Genomic DNA, 15,312 nt, shown 5'->3' with positions numbered 1-15,312 from the left:
TTTTGTGTGTTCAGTGCCGGCCGGGCATCCGGCTGGTATTTTCTTGTCCATGGCCGCCGGTTCAAGCCGGGGTTTGCGATTCCGCTGTCTGTGTCCGCGGGCTTTTCCGGAAAGACGCATAAACGATTGCGCCGACAAGGAACAGGCCGAGATAGCCGATCAGCGGATAGAACAGGCTGACGAGATCCGTGAAACCGACGAAGCTGGCGATGTAGCCGACAAGGACGGCAACCGAGATGAAAAGCTTGGATTTAGGAGAATCCATCGCCGTGAACCGGGCTGAAAACGAATAGAACATGCTGGCGGCTGTGTTGAAGATCATGCCGAACAGCACAAACGACATCGCGACCCCGAGCGCCGGTGATACTTCGTTCACAATCCCGAGCATCGGCATATCGACTGCGGCCACTGTGGTGATTTTTGAAAAGATCGCCAAGTGGCTGAGCAGGATCAGCAGGCCAAGCCCGAGTCCGCCGATGAGGCCGCCGCGCGCAGCGATTTTCTCATCCGGTTCTGCTCCTCCCATGACGATCGCCATGGAAGCGCCGACTGCGATATTGAACGAAACGTAATTGATGGCGGAAATGAACCAGTTCGGAAGCGTCGAAGGCTGCTCAGAAGCGATTGGATTCAATGCCTGAAAAGACGAATCCATCGTCAGCAGGCTGTATACCGAAATCAGCACGACAGCTAATATCAAAAAAGGCGTCACGCCGCCGATGATCGCAATGACTTTTTGGACATTCAGCATGATTGTCCCGGCTACGAGAAGCGCCATCAGTGTACTGCCCAGCACAGCCGGGAGTCCAAACTGCTGCGAAAAAAGAGAACCCGCTCCGGCGATCATGACCACTCCGACGCCGAACAGCGTGAAGATGATAATTCCGTCGACGATCCGCCCGATGGTCTTGCCGCTGATGCCGTATATGACTTCCTTGTGGGAATCCGTGCGCATCCGGCTGCCAAGCCGTGTCAGGTTCATCCCGAGGTAAGCGAACAGGGCGGTCGAAAGCAGCGCCCCGGCAATCCCCATCATCCCGAAACTTGTAAAGTATTGCAGAACTTCCTGGCCGGAAGCGAAACCGGCTCCTACGATGATGCCGATAAAAGCGCTTCCTATTTGCAGACTTTTTTTCATGTTGTCCCCCTTGTCGATCCTTGGATGCTAATCAAAAAATCAAACTTATTTCAATATAGCAAAAAAGGAAGGCGCCTTCAAGGGGACCAGCCAGCTGCAGCCCCCGTGTGCAAAAAGAAAAAGGCAGACCACTACGGTCCGCCTTTCAGAAGTCATCGCACTTCTGCCCCCAAAGATGTTCTGAAATGGTTCAAGGCGACCGTGTGGCCATCAGGATTAAAGCTCGCCACAGCATCTTCAGGAATCACGATTTTGAAGCCCTTATTGTACGCATCGACTGCGGTATGCAAAATGCAGATATCCGTACAGACGCCGACTAGCCAAAGTTCTTCGATTCCGCGCTCGCGGAGCCGCATTTCAAGGTCTGTTCCAGCGAACGCGCTGTAGCGCGTCTTATCCATCCAATAGACATCCGGATTCTCTTCGTGCTGTTTAAACCAATCTTTCAAAGAGCCATAAAGTTCCCTGCCGGCAGTGCCGTTTATGTTGTGGGGCGGAAAAAGGGAATGTTCGGGATGGAAATGATCTTCCTCGTCGTGGCCGTCCACCGCAAACACGACGTAATCACCGTTTTGCCGGAATTCTGCTGTCAGCCGGACAATTTCCTCTTCGATTGCCTGCCCGGGCTTGCCGCACGTCAGCTTGCCGTCGTCAGCTACGAAATCATATGTGTAATCAATATTGATAAGGGCTTTCTTCATTTCGATTCCTCCTGTCTTTACACCTTATTTCCCATTTTACCGGATGAAACCGATTTTCCAAACAAAAAGACAGACCGCTGAGGGTCTGCCTTAAATTAAAGAACGGCTTTTATTTTTTTGCGACGATGACCAGTTTCCCGGTATCGAGAACTTCTTCATACTCGTCGGCTTCCGTTTTGGAAAGGCCGATCGACTGCATTTCGTCGCGGAGTTCATCCCCGCGTTTGCTGGCGACATGCTTCATGCTTTTGAAGAGCCCTTTTTCACCAGCGCCGACCACTTCGGCATCGAGTGCATCCGCAATATCTTTTTCCCGTTCTTTTCCGTGCGCGAACACGTAAATGTTGTCACGGCTGAATCCTTGCGCTTCAAGACCTTCGATTTCGCGTTTTGCATGGACTGCATTTTCAACTGTTAATACTGTAGCCACTTGAAATCCCTCCAGTTATTGTCAGTCTTTATTTTGTCCGTATTCCTAATTTACCCGGATCAGCCATCTTTAAACGGGGGAGAAGGGATGGGATATTGTTTAGAATTATTAGAAAATTGTGGTATAGTCAAGCCATCCGAACAAGGGAGGCGAAGTCCATGCAAATCGGAGTACAAACGACAACGGAAGCGCTCTTGTCCTTGCCGACGACAGCGCGGCCGGCCGTGGATGCTGCACAGTTGGAAGTGCCGGAAGGATACAGGGCGGAAGCAGTCGCAGCCGGTCTGTCGTTTCCGACCGGAATGGCTTTTGACGAAAGCGGCACTCTTTACATCAATGAAGGCGGGAGCACATGGCCGACACGGCCAGCGATGATTCCGCGCATACTGAAACTGACGGCGTCCGGAGAGCTCAGTGTCTTCGCGGAGGAGAATTTGGGAGGTCCACCGGTCTGGCGGTGCACGAAGGGCATTTGTACGTGACATTGAAAGGCGGTTACCGGGCCCGGGTCGTCAGATATGACCTGGAAACAGGGAGCAGGGAAGTGATCCACGACCAGATTCCATCAGGGGGCTGGCATGAGCCGGGCGGTCCGGTATTCAATCCGAAGGACGGGCTGATGTATTTCGCGCACGGTTCTGTTTCACAGAACGGCGTCAATCTGCCACAGGGCTACACAGTCGACCTGGCCAAGAACCCTTATGCCCATGACATCCCCGGCCAGGATGTGACATTGACGGGAAACAATGTATTCAGCCGGAATCCGCTTATGCCGTATCCGTACTTGACAAAAACCGGTCCTTACAAACCGTTCGGTACGCCGGCTGAAAAGGGGGAACGCATCAAAGGAGAACTGTGGTGCACCACCGGAGTGTGGCGTTCCAGACCGGATGGAAGTGACCCGGAATTGATTGCCTGGGGAATCCGGAATCCATATGGGATGGCTTTCAATGAAGACGGGGAACTTTATATTTCTGATAACGATATGGAAGAAAAAGGGGAGCGGGCAGTCGCGAAAGATCCGGACCGGATCTGGCACATCCGGAATGCGAAGAAGCCGCACGGAACCGTGGAAGTGCCGGACTGGTACGGGTTTCCGGATATCGCGGCAACCGGGCTCCCGGTCTGGCATGAGAATCACCTTCCGAAAAAAGGAAAGCCTGCCGAACCGCTCCTCGAGAATCCGCCGGCATGGGCCGGACCACCGGCTTACTTGGAAAAACCTCACTCCTGTATGACGAAAATGGATTTTTGTACGAGTGGACAGTTCGGCCACAAGGGTAAGCTGTTCGCCTGTGAATGGGGGACGATGGCTCCGTTCAATTCACCGCGGGAAGAAGACCTGAGCCACGGCTTCCGCGTCATGAAAATCGATACGGAGACGGGGGAAGGTGAGCCGTTCGTTTACAACCGCGTACTAAAGACAGGGCCGCCGGCGGCCGGACTGGCAAGGCCAGTTGACTGCAAGTTCAGTCCGGACGGCAAGAGTCTCTATATTCTCGACTTCGGCGCTGTAAAGGTAGCCGAAGGGCATATGCTCGCCTACGCGCATACCGGAGTCTTATGGAGAGTGGTTAAACGATGAATGGAGGTGCCGGAATGGCGGATGAGACGACACCGATTTTGATCGGAATCGATGAACAGAGCTGGGAAAAACAGCTGGACAGTACGGAGCAGTGGTTTGGCCGGCTGCTGCTCGTCCAGTCGGCTTTCAGGGAAGCGGCGGAAAAGACGGCTGATAAAATCGGGGAAGAGCACATTAAGACGGCCATACTAAAAATGGCGGAACGCGCGCAGCAACACGAACAGCAAATATTGCGCCTCTATGAACTGATCGGCCGGAAAGCGCCGGAAGCTTCCGGACTGACCGGCAAGGCGGCCGGCACGCTGAGCAGCTCGCTTGCATCGATGAAAAGCCTGTTCGGCGAAGCGGGGGGTTATTGGCAGGACCTGCACCAATTGCTTCTTCTGAATATGAACGCGATGAGCGCTTTCGGCATGGCCGAGCAGCTCGGACTTGCCCTCGGACTGACAGAAGTGGCGGAAACCGTTTTTCCGATCATGAGTGATAAGCAGATGAACCACTTGCTGCTGCAGGAGTATTCGTTGGAACTCGGAGCTGTCGCAGTCCTGTACGGCAGGGATTTCGGCTGACAAGGCCAAAGGGAAAGGGGCGGCTGCGATGAGTCGGATTATAAGTTATTGGCAGGCACCGGTCCTTCAAGAGGAAAGGAATCGCGGGCAGCGGCGGGGGAAGGTGAGGGAACTGACCATGTCCGCCCTTTTGGCCTGCCTGGCTGCCCTGCTGCAGTCGGCCGGGGGGTTGTTGCCTGGGATCGGTTACTTGGTCAGCCCTTTCGCTACTTTGCCGGTCGGTCTGGCTGCGCTCTCTTCCCTCAAGAGCGGTGTTTTCACGTATGTCATTGCTGCCGGGCTGCTGGTTTTACTGCAGCCGGCGGAATTATTCATTTTTCCGTTTACGACCGGACTGCTCGGACTGGCGCTCGGATATGCCCTGTCACGTTCCCTGCGCCGGATCAGCACCGTGCTGGCGGGAGGGACCGCGCTGTTTTCCGGAATCATGCTTCTGCTCACAGTCATCCGTTTTCCGCTTTTCGGGACGGATACCGCAGCGAGTGTGCCGCTGTTCCTCGGCCTCGGCGTGTTTTCGTTCCTCTATGCGTGGCTTTGGGCGGAAATCATCCTGCTGTTCCATGTCCGGCTGCCTTCCTCTTTCTCTTAAGAGCCGCAGAATTTCAGTTCCCCGTTTTTCTTCCCGCTGATGAGGGAAAGTAGGGAAATAAGCCGATACATAGAGAGGAAGGGAGAGGACGAGATGAAAGAATACTTCGGTCTGCTGAAAGGCGGGGCGACGTCTGCTCTTTGGGCGGCAGTTGTAAATACGACACTCGGCATCATTAAGACCATTGCCTACCTGATCAGCGGAAATGTCGCGATGTTCGCTGAAATGCTTCACAGCTACGGCGATGCCGCAAACCAATTTTTTGTCTTCATCGGTTCAGCGCTCAGTAAAAAAGAGCCGACAGAACGATTCCCCGGTGGGTTCGGACGGCTGGTGAACCTCGTGCTGCTTGGCGCCGTCATCGTGGTGGGCGTGCTGGCATATGAAACGATTGTGGAAGGGTACCATCACATCCTGCATCCGGCCGCTTCAGACGAGTGGTTTTGGCTGAATGTCGGGGTTCTTGGCCTTGCGGTCGTGCTCGAAGCTGTCGTGCTGTGGAAAGCGATGAAGGAAGTCATGCATGAAGTGCCGGATGTCAAAGCGAGCGGCCTCGGCATCATCCCGGCAAGTTTCAAAAACCTGAAACACGCAAAGCCGGCGACGAAACTCGTATTCCTCGAGGACTCTGTTGCTGTTTCCGGTGCTTTATTGGCACTCATCGCGGTCGTCATCGCGGCTTATACTTCTTTTGACAGCGCCACAGGCTATGCATCCATCGTGATCGGTATCATGCTGCTGATCGTGGTCGGCCGGATTTTCCTCGACAACGCAGCGGGCGCGCTCGGCGCTGCGGATTTGGAAATGCAGAAGCGTGTCGGTGACCGGGTCCTGACTCATCCGGACGTACAGGACATTGCAGATCTCGATATTGTGACTGAAGGGGATCACCGGCACGTGGAGCTGAAGATCGAAGTGGATCCGGAAATGACCATCGCCGAAGCCGATGATCTCCGGGATTACCTGGAAGGCCGCATCCGTGAAGTGAAGGGCGTGACGGATGTCATCATCGAGTTCGATGAAGATGACCGCGTTGCGACTTGGCCGGGTCCGGAGAAGGGAGAAAAGTAATGGCCTCTCAGGACTTAACATTGACACCCGTCGGAATTTGGGGCGGCTACCCAGCCGCGGGCGGGGCGACGTCCTCATTCCTGCTCGAACAGGCCGGCTTCCGCTGCCTCATCGATTGCGGCAGCGGCGTGCTGTCGTCTGTTCAGAAGCACTTGGGGCTCAGCGAGCTGGATGCCGTCGTCATCAGTCATTATCACGCCGATCATATCGCGGATATCGGCCCGCTGCAGTTTGCCCGCATGATCGATAAACAGCTCGGCGGAAATGACCGGCTGCTCCCGGTTTACGGCCACACAGAAGACCCGGAGCAGTTTGAAAAGCTATCGTATAAAGAGGTAACAAAGGGCTATGAAATCAAAGAAGATCAGGCGGTCCGGATCGGCCCATGGGAAGTGACATTCTGTAAGACGGCGCATCCGGTTTATTGCCTGGCGATGAGATTCAGTGACGGAGAAAAAAGCGTAGTGTTCACAGCGGATACCGGCTGGCGGAAAGAACTGGCGGAATTCGCGGCGGATGCTGATCTCCTCGTGGCGGAATCGAATTTATTCGAAGAGCACGTCGGCCGTGTGGAAGGCCACATGAGCGGCAGACAGGCGGGGGAACTTGCCGCCAAGGCCTCGGCGAAAACCCTTCTGCTGACACACTTGCCCCAATACGGAGAGCTGGAACGCATCCGGACGGATGCCGAAAAAGCGTTTGATGGGCCGGTCGAGCTGGCCGAAGCAGGAAAGGCCTATAAACTGTAGGATCAGTAACACGTCTGGATATTTTAATAAAGGAGAGGGTAAGAAATGCTGGAGAAATGGGAAATAGCCGTAGGGCTGGTACTCATGATCATCGCGGTGGCAGCCGGACTCGCTGTTGTGGCGATCCTGTAGTTGTCCGGTCCGAAAAGAATGAATCGGCGTCCGGGGTGACCCGTTCACTTCTGAATAAACGCCGATAAATGAACAAAGCGCGGGCTTCGGCACCCGCGCTTTTTTGGCTGGGTTTAGCCTGCTTCCGATCCGCCTTCCTTTATTGACCTCGGTGATCTGCCTCGGCTACCGCGAAAGCGAGATCATCATTGCCGAAAAGCTGGAGCACTTCAAGCATCGTATCGGTACTGACGTCGATCTCCTCATCCTCGTGTTCCATCGCCGCCTGAAGGATGGGATTGGCCGGCTGCTGGGGATAGGCTTCCGTGTACAGCGCAGCCGGGTCGATGTCGCGGCTCCGGCACCACTGGACAAAGAGACGGATCATCACTTCCTCTTCTTCCCGGTACTTCCGGATAATCTGCTCATCCATCGTGTTTGCTCCTTTCAAAGCCTTTTCCCCATGGTATCATGGAATGGCAGGTGATAAAGGGATGGAGGGGCTGAAGAAATGGAACAAGTGGAACATGCGATTCAGGACGAGTATGGGGAAGCTTTCGCGCATTGTTATGGCTGCGGCCGGCTGAATGAAAACGGTCTGAAGCTCCGGACGGGGTGGGACGGTGATGAGACGGTGACGATTTATGAGCCGAAGAGTGAACATACGGCGATCCCGGGATTCGTCTACGGCGGACTGATCGCATCGCTCGTCGATTGCCACGGAACCGGTTCGGCTTCGCTCGCGCTGCACCGGAAAAACGGCTTCGAGCCTGGAAGCGGGGAAGAGCCGCCGCGCTTTGTGACCGGGTCGCTGCACGTCGATTACTTGAAACCGACGCCGCAGGGAGTGCCGCTGAAAGCTGTGGGCCGTGTTCAGGAAATCCATCCGAAAAAGTGGCGCGTTGCTGTGGACGTGTTCGCGGGAGATGAGAAAGTCGCGAATGGCGAAGTGGTGGCGGTCGTCATGCCGGAGACGTTCCTGGCGGGGCGGGAATAAATCAGAAGCGGCAGAAGAGCGTGACGGGGTATTCGTGAGGGTTTATGGGACACTTGCAAAATAATCAACAGTAAAATGAAATTCATACACAAGTGGGTGGGCAGGGGAGTGCTGATAAACCGCGTTCTCTGATGAATTTTTGCTTTTCGAGAATAACGTTGGGGTTTTCGAGAATAAACGAGTGTTTTTCGAGAATAAACGAGCATTTTTCGAGAATAACCGCCTCCTTTTCGAGAATAAACACAGGGAGGCAGAAATCTTAAATAAAAAACGGCCGGCGGATTCATGGAATCCACCGGCCGTGCTGCGTTTTAGTTCCCTTCGATTTCTGCAGTGAGTGATTCCAATTCGTCGATCAATTCGCCGATGTAAGCGATCGTATCGCGCAGCGGCTGTTCGGTCGTGATATCGACACCCGCCATTTTCGACAGTTCGGCCGGCGTTTTCGTGCCGCCCGCTTTCAGCACTTCCAGCCATTCATCAACAGCCGGCTGCCCTTCGTTCAGGATGCGTTTGGAGACTTGCGTCGAGATCGTCAGTCCTGCCGAGTACGTATACGGATAGAGGCCCATATAATAATGGGGCTGGCGCATCCAGGTGAGTTCCGCACCTTCGTTGATCTCCACTTCTTCCCCCCAGAACTGCTCGAGCACTTCCCGCTTCATCTTACTGAGCAGGTCGGCATTCACGCTGTGCCCTTCATCGACATGCTGATACACTTTCCGCTGATAAGCGGCTTCGAGGAGATGCGTCACAAAATTATGGTAATACGTGCGAGCCACGATTGATGAAATGACCCAGCGCTTGAACTTCGGATCATCCGAATTCTCCAGCAGATGATTCGCCATCAGCATCTCATTCATCGTAGATGGCGCTTCGATAAAGTACAGCGACGGGCGGGCATTGAGGATGTTCTGCTCCCGGTTCGCGAAAAAGAAATGGCCCGCGTGTCCCAGCTCATGAGCGAGAACGAATACTTCATTCATCCGGCCGGTCCACGAGATGAGGATATACGGGTGGTAGCCGTACGGACTCGAACAGAATGCGCCCGTCGATTTCCCCTTATTTTGCGGGAAGTCGATCCAGCGCTCGCTGTATGAACGGTCCACCATCTGCTGATATTCGCCGCCTATGACCGACAGCGCGTCATGCATATATTTCTTTGATTCTTCCACGGTGATCGACGGTTCATACGTCGGATCGAGCGACACTTTCAGGTCGGCGAACGTCATTTTGTCCAAGCCGTATGCGTTCTGCAGCAGCTTCGCATACTTCCGCATATGCGGTGCCAGTTCCGACATAATCAGATCGATCTGACGGTCATACAGCTCCCGATCCACTTCCTGATCGAACAGGAGGTAATCAAAAATGGTATCGAAGCCGCGGAGATCCGAAGTGATTTTTTCCGCCTGCAAGTGAGCGTCGTACGTTTTTGCTGTCGTGTACCGGTAATCGCGGAGCTTCGAAGAGAAAGCGTCAAAAGCCGCCCGGCGGATGCTTGTATCCGCTTCGCCTTCCCAGTCGCCTTCGAACGAGATGTAGCTGAGCGGGTAATCCTTGCCGTCCACCGTGAAATCCTCGAACGACAGATCGACGAGTTTCGTCGTGTTGTACAACTCATACGGCGCATTGAATACCGACGAAAAAGCAGCCAATGTTTTTTCGGCTTCCGCATGCAGCTGGAAAGGTTTCCAGCGGATAAGTTCACCCACATAGTGCGCGTATTCCGCTGAACGCGAAGCGGCTTCCTCCAGCGTCTTTTCAGGCAGTTCGAGCAGCTCGCTCTGCAGGAACGACAGCTGGCTGCCGATCTGCGCGCCTGAAGCGCCGACGCGCGCAGTCCGCATTTGCGCTTCTGTGTCTGTCTGGTCCGTTGCAGCGGCAAGGCTGGCGTAGGTGCCGACCGGCACGAGCTGTTCGCGGATTTTCACGTAGCCGGCAATCGCCTCGACCGCGGAATCGGCATCCGTAATGTTTCCTCTGAATTTCGAAGCGAATGCCGCCGCCTCTTCCTTCACTTGTTTCAGAGCTGCGTCGAACTGCTCCTCTGTTTCGAATAAATCGTGTAAATTCCATGTTTCTTCCGTCGCCACTTCGGAACGACCCGGCAGTTGCTGAACCATGTAAACACTCCTTAACTTCATGTAATCAAACCTATTCCAGTATATCGGATCCCGGAACGTTTTGAAATTTATAATTATTTTTTATATAAAGAGGTTTAAGGCTGAAAAAATCGGGAAATGAATCAGCACAAGGCGGAATATCGCAAGATGAACTGCACAGCCTTGGCGGAAAATTTGCTTGATTGACGGAAACAGACGTACCACGAAAGTGAAGTACCAAGTTTTATGCGTCACGAAGGTAAGTTTTTTGTGAAAGTGCAACTGAAACATGAAACATCTTTTTGTAGCAAGAAAACGCAAATTTTCCGCGTGCGCCCCGTAAGATGGGGGACAGAAAGCATGGTCCGATACCTGGGCCATGCTTTTCTGTCGTTTAGGAGAAGACGGTCGGTCGGCATCGACTGAAAGTTCAAAAAATAAACGGGTTGATTTAATCCCTAGTTTCTTAGTATGATTAAGTGCAATTACAGAAGAGCAAGCAGAGGGAAGGGTGACAGCATAGATGAGATACGGTTTTTGGATGCCGATTTTCGGCGGCTGGCTGCGCAACGTGGAAGATGAAAACATGCCGGCCACATTCGACTACGCAAAAGAAGTGGCCCAGTCAGCAGAACAGTGGGGCTACGACCTCACACTGATTGCGGAATTGAACTTGAACGATATAAAAGGAACAGAAGCGGATTCGCTTGAGGCTTGGTCGACAGCCGCGGCGCTCGCTGCTGTGACCGATAAACTGGAAATCATGACGGCTGTACGGCCGGCATTCCACAACCCTGCCGTAACGGCAAAGATGGCGGCGAACATCGACCGGATCTCCGGCGGACGGTTCACGCTGAACGTCGTTTCTGCCTGGTGGGCAGAAGAGGCCAAGCAGTACGGCGGCGCTTTCACCGAGCATGATGAACGCTACGACCGGACGGACGAATTTTTGACAATTGTCAAAGGTCTATGGACAGAAGAAGAGTTCTCCTATAAAGGCGATTTTTACGAAGTCCAAAATACACGCCTTGCGCCGAAACCGGTTCAGAAGCCGAATCCGGTGCTGTATGCCGGCGGCGAAAGCCCGCGCGGCAAAAAATCGATCGTCGAAAACTGTGACGCATACGTCATGCATGGCGGTACACTCGAAGAGATCGAAGAAAAAGTGAACGGCATGAAGAAACTGCGTGCGGACGCCGGGAAAGAGCCCCTTCAGTCATTTGGTATGGCAGCGTTCGTCATCTGCCGGGATACGGAAGATGAGGCGCTTGAAGAATGGAAACGCATCACGGATGTGAAAGAATCGGCGGGCTATGCCGGCTACCAGGACTTCATCAGCAAATCACAGCTCGAGCAGCAAGTGAAGCTGAATGACTACTCGGTATCGAACCGTGGGCTCCGGCCGAACCTGGTCGGCACGCCGGAACAAATCGCCGACCGCATCCTCGCTTATGAAAAAGCAGGACTCGATATGCTGCTGCTGCAGTTCTCGCCGCAGCTCGAAGAAATGAAACGTTTTTCAGAACAGGTCATGCCACTGGTCGAACAAAAACGCGAAGCGCTTCAGGCGGACGCGTAAAGGAGAGAAACGCATTGACTGGAAAAATTTATGTCATTCATGAAAACGAAGAGTGGACAGTGCACCTGTTCAAGCGGCTTGAAGAACTCGGGCTGCCGTATGAGGACTGGTTCGTCAATGAAAGTCTCGTCGATTTGACGGAAGCGCCGCCGGAAGGGGTATTTTACAGCCGGATGAGCGCGTCATCGCACACACGCGGCCACCGCTATGCGCCCGAAATGACGGAAGCACTGCTTGCGTGGCTTGAAAACCACGGCCGGCCCGTATTCAACGGCAGCCGCGCACTTCGTCTCGAAGTAAGCAAAGTGAATCAGTACATGGCATTGAACGCAGCCGGCATCCGTACGCCGAAAACCGTCGCGGCGAGCGGCAAGGAGCAAGTGGTCGAAGCGGCGAAGCGCCTCGGTGCCCCGTCGTTCATCACAAAGCACAACCGCGCAGGGAAAGGGCTCGGCGTCCAACTGTTCCATTCGATCGAAGCGCTTGAGGAATTTGTGGACAGCCCGGCGTTCGGCGACTCGGTCGACGGCATCACGCTCATCCAGGAGTATATCCAGGCGCCTGAACCGTATATCACGCGCTGCGAATTCATCGGCGGCAAGTTCGTCTATGCAGTGCGCGTCGATACATCGGAAGGCTTCGAATTGTGCCCGGCGGATGCGTGCCGGATCGAAGACCTTTTCTGCCCGGCAGGCGAGCAGCCGGAGGAAAAACCGAAATTCCAGGTCGTTGAAGGGTTCGATGACCCGATCATCGAGAAGTACGAGGAATTCCTCCGTCAGAATGATATCCAAGTAGCGGGAATCGAATTCATTCGCAATGCGGCTGGTAAAATCTATACGTACGACGTCAATACGAACACGAATTACAACGCCGAAGCGGAAGCGAAAGCAGGGAAGTACGGCATGCTCGAGCTGGCGACTCTGCTCGGTGAACAGCTGAAAAAAGCGGCTGTTCCGGCGTAATAAGGATAAAGAAACAGGCAGCCGATGCGTGATGCATCAGCTGCCTGTTTTCGCTGTGGCGACCGGTCGTTCTGAAAAAAGCCTGTCAGCGGCGTCCGCGCGCATGGATGCGCGCCCGTTTTTCGATATCGCTTGTCTGCTGGTTCTCGAGGCCGTATTCATCGTCGCAAGGGTGGTCGTCCTGCGTCTTCGATTCGTCCCCGCTTGTCTCGGGTTCGATCAAGTCTTCTTGTTCGGCCCGCTCCTCGATTTCAGGAGCGATATCTTTATTCCCTTTTTCCATGGAAACTGCCCCTTTCGGCCATTCATTGTTACTGTTTCGCTACCCGTTAAGAGAGCGGCTGAAACGCCGGTCAGAGGGCAGGCTGCACGTACGTCCAAATCAGCTTCGCCTCTTCAGGTGATCGCGGCGTGATCGCGGCCGATTTCGGATACGGGTCCCTTTCCCGGCGGGTTTTCACATATTTCTCCATGTACGGATTTTTGTCCGCTGCCTCCTGATATGCCTCGTGGGTCTCAGGGGAAAAAAAGCCTTTCTTCCGTTCGATCGCCCAGCGGAACCAGGCGTAGAACGCATTGTCGGTGTGCGCTTCATCGTAATGGCCGATCAGGCTTTCGGCATCCTCGGACCGGCCGAGCGCAATCAGTGAGGAAATGGCCGGGTAGCGGGCACCCTGATGATCGCCTGGATTCAGCTGGAGGATCCGGTAAAATTCCCGGAAAGCCTCTTCGAACTGCCCGTTTTCCCAATAAAAGACGCCGAGATTGAACAGCGCGCGCAAGTAGGGCCGGTTCGTGACATACAGCCAGGCGACGTCCATTTCTGGATCGAACCCGTCATGCGCTGCCGTCACTGCTTCCTGCAGTTTTGCAAGGCGGGCATCCGGCGCCGCCTCCTGTTCGGCGGCCAGCAGGATGCCATCCGCATTTCCGGCATCGAGCCGGAGAACTTCAGCTGCCAATTCTGCCCGGGCTTCTTCGGATTCCGCCCGATACGCTTCATAAGCCATTTTTTGCGCATGCTCGGCCGCTGTCTTCGGCTCATACGGTTCGGTGCGGTAATAGTCGATCTGGCGCTGAAGCACGCTTTCATTCGTGATGGACAAGTCCTTCAAATGCATCAGCAGCTGCCAGTTGCGGAATTCATCCGCTTTCGGGTCGGTGCCCACTTCGAAAGCATAGACGGCTTCTTTTTCCGTGTCCGCGACGTGCGCCGCGTGGAATTTCCGCAAGGATTCCGCAAACCGTTCCACGTCTTCGGGGGCTGAGGAAAAGCGCGAGGCGGTCTCGTCCGCCGTCCAGTCAAGCGGGAGAAGGCCGCTTTCGATGCCGAACTGCATGGCGCCGGCGACAGCCGCTTCCGGCACATTCCCTTCGTGCTCCAGATAATGAAAGAACGTCTCCATCAGTTCATCGCTTTTTACGTCCGCATCGACCAGCACCCGTTCCAGTGTCTCCGCCGTCTCAAGAAAATCAGGGGGCGCTTGTTCCGGGGAACGGGATCCGGTTCCGAACAGCTGATAGACCGCAATCAGGTCCAGCCGCTGCCGCCCGCGCGAAGCGAGGCGATGCAGTTTGTCGAGCGCGTCTTCCGTCGGCTTTTCCGCGACGACCACACTGTTCAGCGGCATGATGAAATCATCGCCATAGCGGATGTCCTTCACGAAAAACCCGAGTACTGTACTGCCCTCGCTGGCGGGAAACGCTTCATTGACGAGCACGGTGTATTCCTCACTGGAAGGGATGTCCCGTACAGTTGCCTGGTAGTTCACTATGCCGGCAACTTCTCCGGCAACGAACAGCGGATTCAGCCAGCCCTCAAGCAGCTGCCGGAGCTGGCGCCGGTCCGTCCGCGTGAGTTGTTTTTCAATGAACGAATTCCAGACATCTTTCCTCTCATGGAAAAAGAAGAGGTCGCCGATGACGGAAGCCGCTTTTTCTTCGCCGTAAAGCGGGACGAGAAGATCTTCCATGCGGTCCTTGAAAGCCAGCAATTCTTTCTGGTGGTCCGGCCGGGGGTGATTTTCGAAAAAGTCCTGAAGCACCGCCCGGAGCGATTTGTCCAATTCCTGGTTTACGAGATCGGCAGCCGTGTCTTTCCCGCAGCATTTTTTATATTTTTTGCCGCTGCCGCAAGGGCATGGATCGTTGCGGCCGATATCGCCGGCGGTAAGTCGTGTCATTTCGAAGGCTCCTCCAACAGAATCCGTTCTTCATCGCGGCTGTGGATTTCGTTGATGATGAGCAGCGAATCAAACCGGTGGAGCACTTCGGCCGTCAGTCCGTCCTGTTCAAGGATTTTCTTCACGTCTTCCACAATGATGCGCAGCAGGTCGTGGTCGCGGGTCAGCTGGACCACAGACTCTTTCAGTTCCGGATGCTGTTCGGCCATTTCCACGTAAAACCCTTCTTCTTCCGATGTCGCATGGCTTAGGATGCGTGTTTCCCAATAGTCGACTAAATGTTCCGCCGCCTGTTTCGCCACTTCGAATTCTTTAGCGGCGAGCAATTCTTTCACTTCTTCCGTTTTATCGATCGCACCCGACCGGCCGCCTTCGTGGATGGCGTGGTGGGCGTGGAGTTGTTTCAGAGATGGTCCTGATCCTGCCATAATTCCTCATCCTTTCTTTTGCCCAAAGTATAACATGGAGATGGCAGGGAATTCCCTGCATAGGTCATTTTCCGGGCAGAAAGAGGGAAGTCCCTCATTGGTCGGAAGACAGAGG

17 protein-coding genes are annotated in these 15,312 nt (G+C 54.4%); 9 read left to right on the top strand and 8 right to left on the bottom strand.

Going from position 1 to position 15,312, the window contains the following annotated elements; genetic code table 11:
• Nucleotides 1-61 precede the first annotated feature (61 nt).
• The 3 genes from CCE92_RS07090 to CCE92_RS07080 form a co-directional block, all read right to left on the bottom strand.
• A complete protein-coding gene (locus CCE92_RS07090; protein ID WP_088006819.1) occupies nucleotides 62-1,138 on the bottom strand; it encodes a YkvI family membrane protein in 1,077 nt (358 codons plus the stop codon).
• Nucleotides 1,139-1,290: 152 nt separating this feature from the next.
• Nucleotides 1,291-1,839, bottom strand: a complete 549-nt coding sequence (locus tag CCE92_RS07085; RefSeq protein ID WP_088006818.1) for a cysteine hydrolase family protein — start codon at nucleotides 1,837-1,839, stop codon at nucleotides 1,291-1,293.
• 109 nt (nucleotides 1,840-1,948) lie between these two features.
• Nucleotides 1,949-2,269 carry a YflT domain-containing protein gene (locus CCE92_RS07080; RefSeq protein WP_088006817.1) on the bottom strand — a complete coding sequence of 107 codons (321 nt, stop codon included), beginning with the start codon at nucleotides 2,267-2,269 and terminating at the stop codon, nucleotides 1,949-1,951.
• 158 nt (nucleotides 2,270-2,427) lie between these two features.
• On the opposite strand from CCE92_RS07080, the gene CCE92_RS16185 reads away from it, so the two are divergent.
• From CCE92_RS16185 to CCE92_RS07055, 6 genes are all read left to right on the top strand, one after another.
• Nucleotides 2,428-2,751 (top strand): hypothetical protein, encoded by a 324-nt coding sequence (locus CCE92_RS16185; RefSeq protein ID WP_241535909.1) that lies wholly within the window; start codon nucleotides 2,428-2,430, stop codon nucleotides 2,749-2,751.
• Complete coding sequence (locus CCE92_RS07075) at nucleotides 2,748-3,854, top strand: PQQ-dependent sugar dehydrogenase (protein WP_241535908.1); 1,107 nt, start codon at nucleotides 2,748-2,750, stop codon at nucleotides 3,852-3,854. Before CCE92_RS16185 ends, CCE92_RS07075 begins: the two co-directional genes overlap by 4 nt.
• A gap of 14 nt (nucleotides 3,855-3,868) precedes the next feature.
• Nucleotides 3,869-4,423 carry a hypothetical protein gene (locus tag CCE92_RS07070; RefSeq protein WP_088006816.1) on the top strand — a complete coding sequence of 185 codons (555 nt, stop codon included), beginning with the start codon at nucleotides 3,869-3,871 and terminating at the stop codon, nucleotides 4,421-4,423.
• Nucleotides 4,424-4,451: 28 nt separating this feature from the next.
• Nucleotides 4,452-5,012 carry a hypothetical protein gene (locus CCE92_RS07065; protein ID WP_144390984.1) on the top strand — a complete coding sequence of 187 codons (561 nt, stop codon included), beginning with the start codon at nucleotides 4,452-4,454 and terminating at the stop codon, nucleotides 5,010-5,012.
• 93 nt (nucleotides 5,013-5,105) lie between these two features.
• On the top strand, nucleotides 5,106-6,083 hold the full coding sequence (locus CCE92_RS07060; RefSeq protein ID WP_088006814.1) for a cation diffusion facilitator family transporter: 978 nt from the start codon (nucleotides 5,106-5,108) through the stop codon (nucleotides 6,081-6,083).
• Nucleotides 6,083-6,832, top strand: a complete 750-nt coding sequence (locus tag CCE92_RS07055) for an MBL fold metallo-hydrolase (RefSeq protein WP_088006813.1) — start codon at nucleotides 6,083-6,085, stop codon at nucleotides 6,830-6,832. The genes CCE92_RS07060 and CCE92_RS07055 overlap by 1 nt, the downstream gene beginning before the upstream one ends.
• 271 nt (nucleotides 6,833-7,103) lie before the next feature.
• Here the strand turns inward: CCE92_RS07055 and yxiS are convergent, their stop codons facing one another.
• A complete protein-coding gene (gene yxiS, locus CCE92_RS07050; RefSeq protein ID WP_088006812.1) occupies nucleotides 7,104-7,376 on the bottom strand; it encodes a protein YxiS in 273 nt (90 codons plus the stop codon).
• Nucleotides 7,377-7,454: 78 nt separating this feature from the next.
• Here yxiS and CCE92_RS07045 point away from each other — a divergent pair, with 78 nt between their 5' ends.
• Nucleotides 7,455-7,940 (top strand): PaaI family thioesterase, encoded by a 486-nt coding sequence (locus tag CCE92_RS07045; protein WP_088006811.1) that lies wholly within the window; start codon nucleotides 7,455-7,457, stop codon nucleotides 7,938-7,940.
• Between the two features lie 311 nt (nucleotides 7,941-8,251).
• Here CCE92_RS07045 and pepF read toward each other — a convergent pair whose 3' ends face one another.
• Nucleotides 8,252-10,063 (bottom strand): oligoendopeptidase F, encoded by a 1,812-nt coding sequence (pepF, locus tag CCE92_RS07040; protein ID WP_088006810.1) that lies wholly within the window; start codon nucleotides 10,061-10,063, stop codon nucleotides 8,252-8,254.
• 502 nt (nucleotides 10,064-10,565) lie between these two features.
• Here pepF and CCE92_RS07035 point away from each other — a divergent pair.
• On the top strand, nucleotides 10,566-11,621 hold the full coding sequence (locus CCE92_RS07035; RefSeq protein ID WP_088006809.1) for an LLM class flavin-dependent oxidoreductase: 1,056 nt from the start codon (nucleotides 10,566-10,568) through the stop codon (nucleotides 11,619-11,621).
• A gap of 14 nt (nucleotides 11,622-11,635) precedes the next feature.
• Complete coding sequence (locus CCE92_RS07030; RefSeq protein WP_088006808.1) at nucleotides 11,636-12,586, top strand: ATP-grasp domain-containing protein; 951 nt, start codon at nucleotides 11,636-11,638, stop codon at nucleotides 12,584-12,586.
• An 85-nt stretch (nucleotides 12,587-12,671) separates the two neighbouring features.
• Here the strand turns inward: CCE92_RS07030 and CCE92_RS07025 are convergent, their stop codons facing one another.
• The 3 genes from CCE92_RS07025 to CCE92_RS07015 all read right to left on the bottom strand — a co-directional run bounded on the left by CCE92_RS07025 (nucleotide 12,672) and on the right by CCE92_RS07015 (nucleotide 15,197).
• On the bottom strand, nucleotides 12,672-12,869 hold the full coding sequence (locus CCE92_RS07025; RefSeq protein ID WP_088006807.1) for a hypothetical protein: 198 nt from the start codon (nucleotides 12,867-12,869) through the stop codon (nucleotides 12,672-12,674).
• Between the two features lie 70 nt (nucleotides 12,870-12,939).
• Nucleotides 12,940-14,769 (bottom strand): tetratricopeptide repeat protein, encoded by a 1,830-nt coding sequence (locus tag CCE92_RS07020; protein WP_088006806.1) that lies wholly within the window; start codon nucleotides 14,767-14,769, stop codon nucleotides 12,940-12,942.
• Complete coding sequence (locus CCE92_RS07015) at nucleotides 14,766-15,197, bottom strand: hemerythrin domain-containing protein (RefSeq protein WP_088006805.1); 432 nt, start codon at nucleotides 15,195-15,197, stop codon at nucleotides 14,766-14,768. The genes CCE92_RS07020 and CCE92_RS07015 overlap by 4 nt, the downstream gene beginning before the upstream one ends.
• Between the last annotated feature and the right edge of the window lie 115 nt (nucleotides 15,198-15,312).

This window comes from Indiicoccus explosivorum (genome assembly GCF_002167005.1).
GTDB lineage: Bacteria > Bacillota > Bacilli > Bacillales_A > Planococcaceae > Indiicoccus > Indiicoccus explosivorum.
Note: the sequence above shows the minus strand (reverse complement) of the source record. Positions and strands in the feature narration are given on the sequence as shown.

What these genes read in the sequence shown, in the direction of transcription:
- CCE92_RS07090 (WP_088006819.1), bottom strand. Translation starts at nt 1,138, where the DNA reads ATGAAAAAAAGTCTGCAAATAGGAAGCGCTTTTATCGGCATCATCGTA.
- CCE92_RS07085 (WP_088006818.1), bottom strand. Translation starts at nt 1,839, where the DNA reads ATGAAGAAAGCCCTTATCAATATTGATTACACATATGATTTCGTAGCT.
- CCE92_RS16185 (WP_241535909.1), top strand. Translation starts at nt 2,428, where the DNA reads ATGCAAATCGGAGTACAAACGACAACGGAAGCGCTCTTGTCCTTGCCG.
- CCE92_RS07070 (WP_088006816.1), top strand. Translation starts at nt 3,869, where the DNA reads ATGGCGGATGAGACGACACCGATTTTGATCGGAATCGATGAACAGAGC.
- CCE92_RS07065 (WP_144390984.1), top strand. Translation starts at nt 4,452, where the DNA reads ATGAGTCGGATTATAAGTTATTGGCAGGCACCGGTCCTTCAAGAGGAA.
- CCE92_RS07060 (WP_088006814.1), top strand. Translation starts at nt 5,106, where the DNA reads ATGAAAGAATACTTCGGTCTGCTGAAAGGCGGGGCGACGTCTGCTCTT.
- CCE92_RS07055 (WP_088006813.1), top strand. Translation starts at nt 6,083, where the DNA reads ATGGCCTCTCAGGACTTAACATTGACACCCGTCGGAATTTGGGGCGGC.
- yxiS (WP_088006812.1), bottom strand. Translation starts at nt 7,376, where the DNA reads ATGGATGAGCAGATTATCCGGAAGTACCGGGAAGAAGAGGAAGTGATG.
- CCE92_RS07045 (WP_088006811.1), top strand. Translation starts at nt 7,455, where the DNA reads ATGGAACAAGTGGAACATGCGATTCAGGACGAGTATGGGGAAGCTTTC.
- pepF (WP_088006810.1), bottom strand. Translation starts at nt 10,063, where the DNA reads ATGGTTCAGCAACTGCCGGGTCGTTCCGAAGTGGCGACGGAAGAAACA.
- CCE92_RS07035 (WP_088006809.1), top strand. Translation starts at nt 10,566, where the DNA reads ATGAGATACGGTTTTTGGATGCCGATTTTCGGCGGCTGGCTGCGCAAC.
- CCE92_RS07025 (WP_088006807.1), bottom strand. Translation starts at nt 12,869, where the DNA reads ATGGAAAAAGGGAATAAAGATATCGCTCCTGAAATCGAGGAGCGGGCC.
- CCE92_RS07020 (WP_088006806.1), bottom strand. Translation starts at nt 14,769, where the DNA reads ATGACACGACTTACCGCCGGCGATATCGGCCGCAACGATCCATGCCCT.
- CCE92_RS07015 (WP_088006805.1), bottom strand. Translation starts at nt 15,197, where the DNA reads ATGGCAGGATCAGGACCATCTCTGAAACAACTCCACGCCCACCACGCC.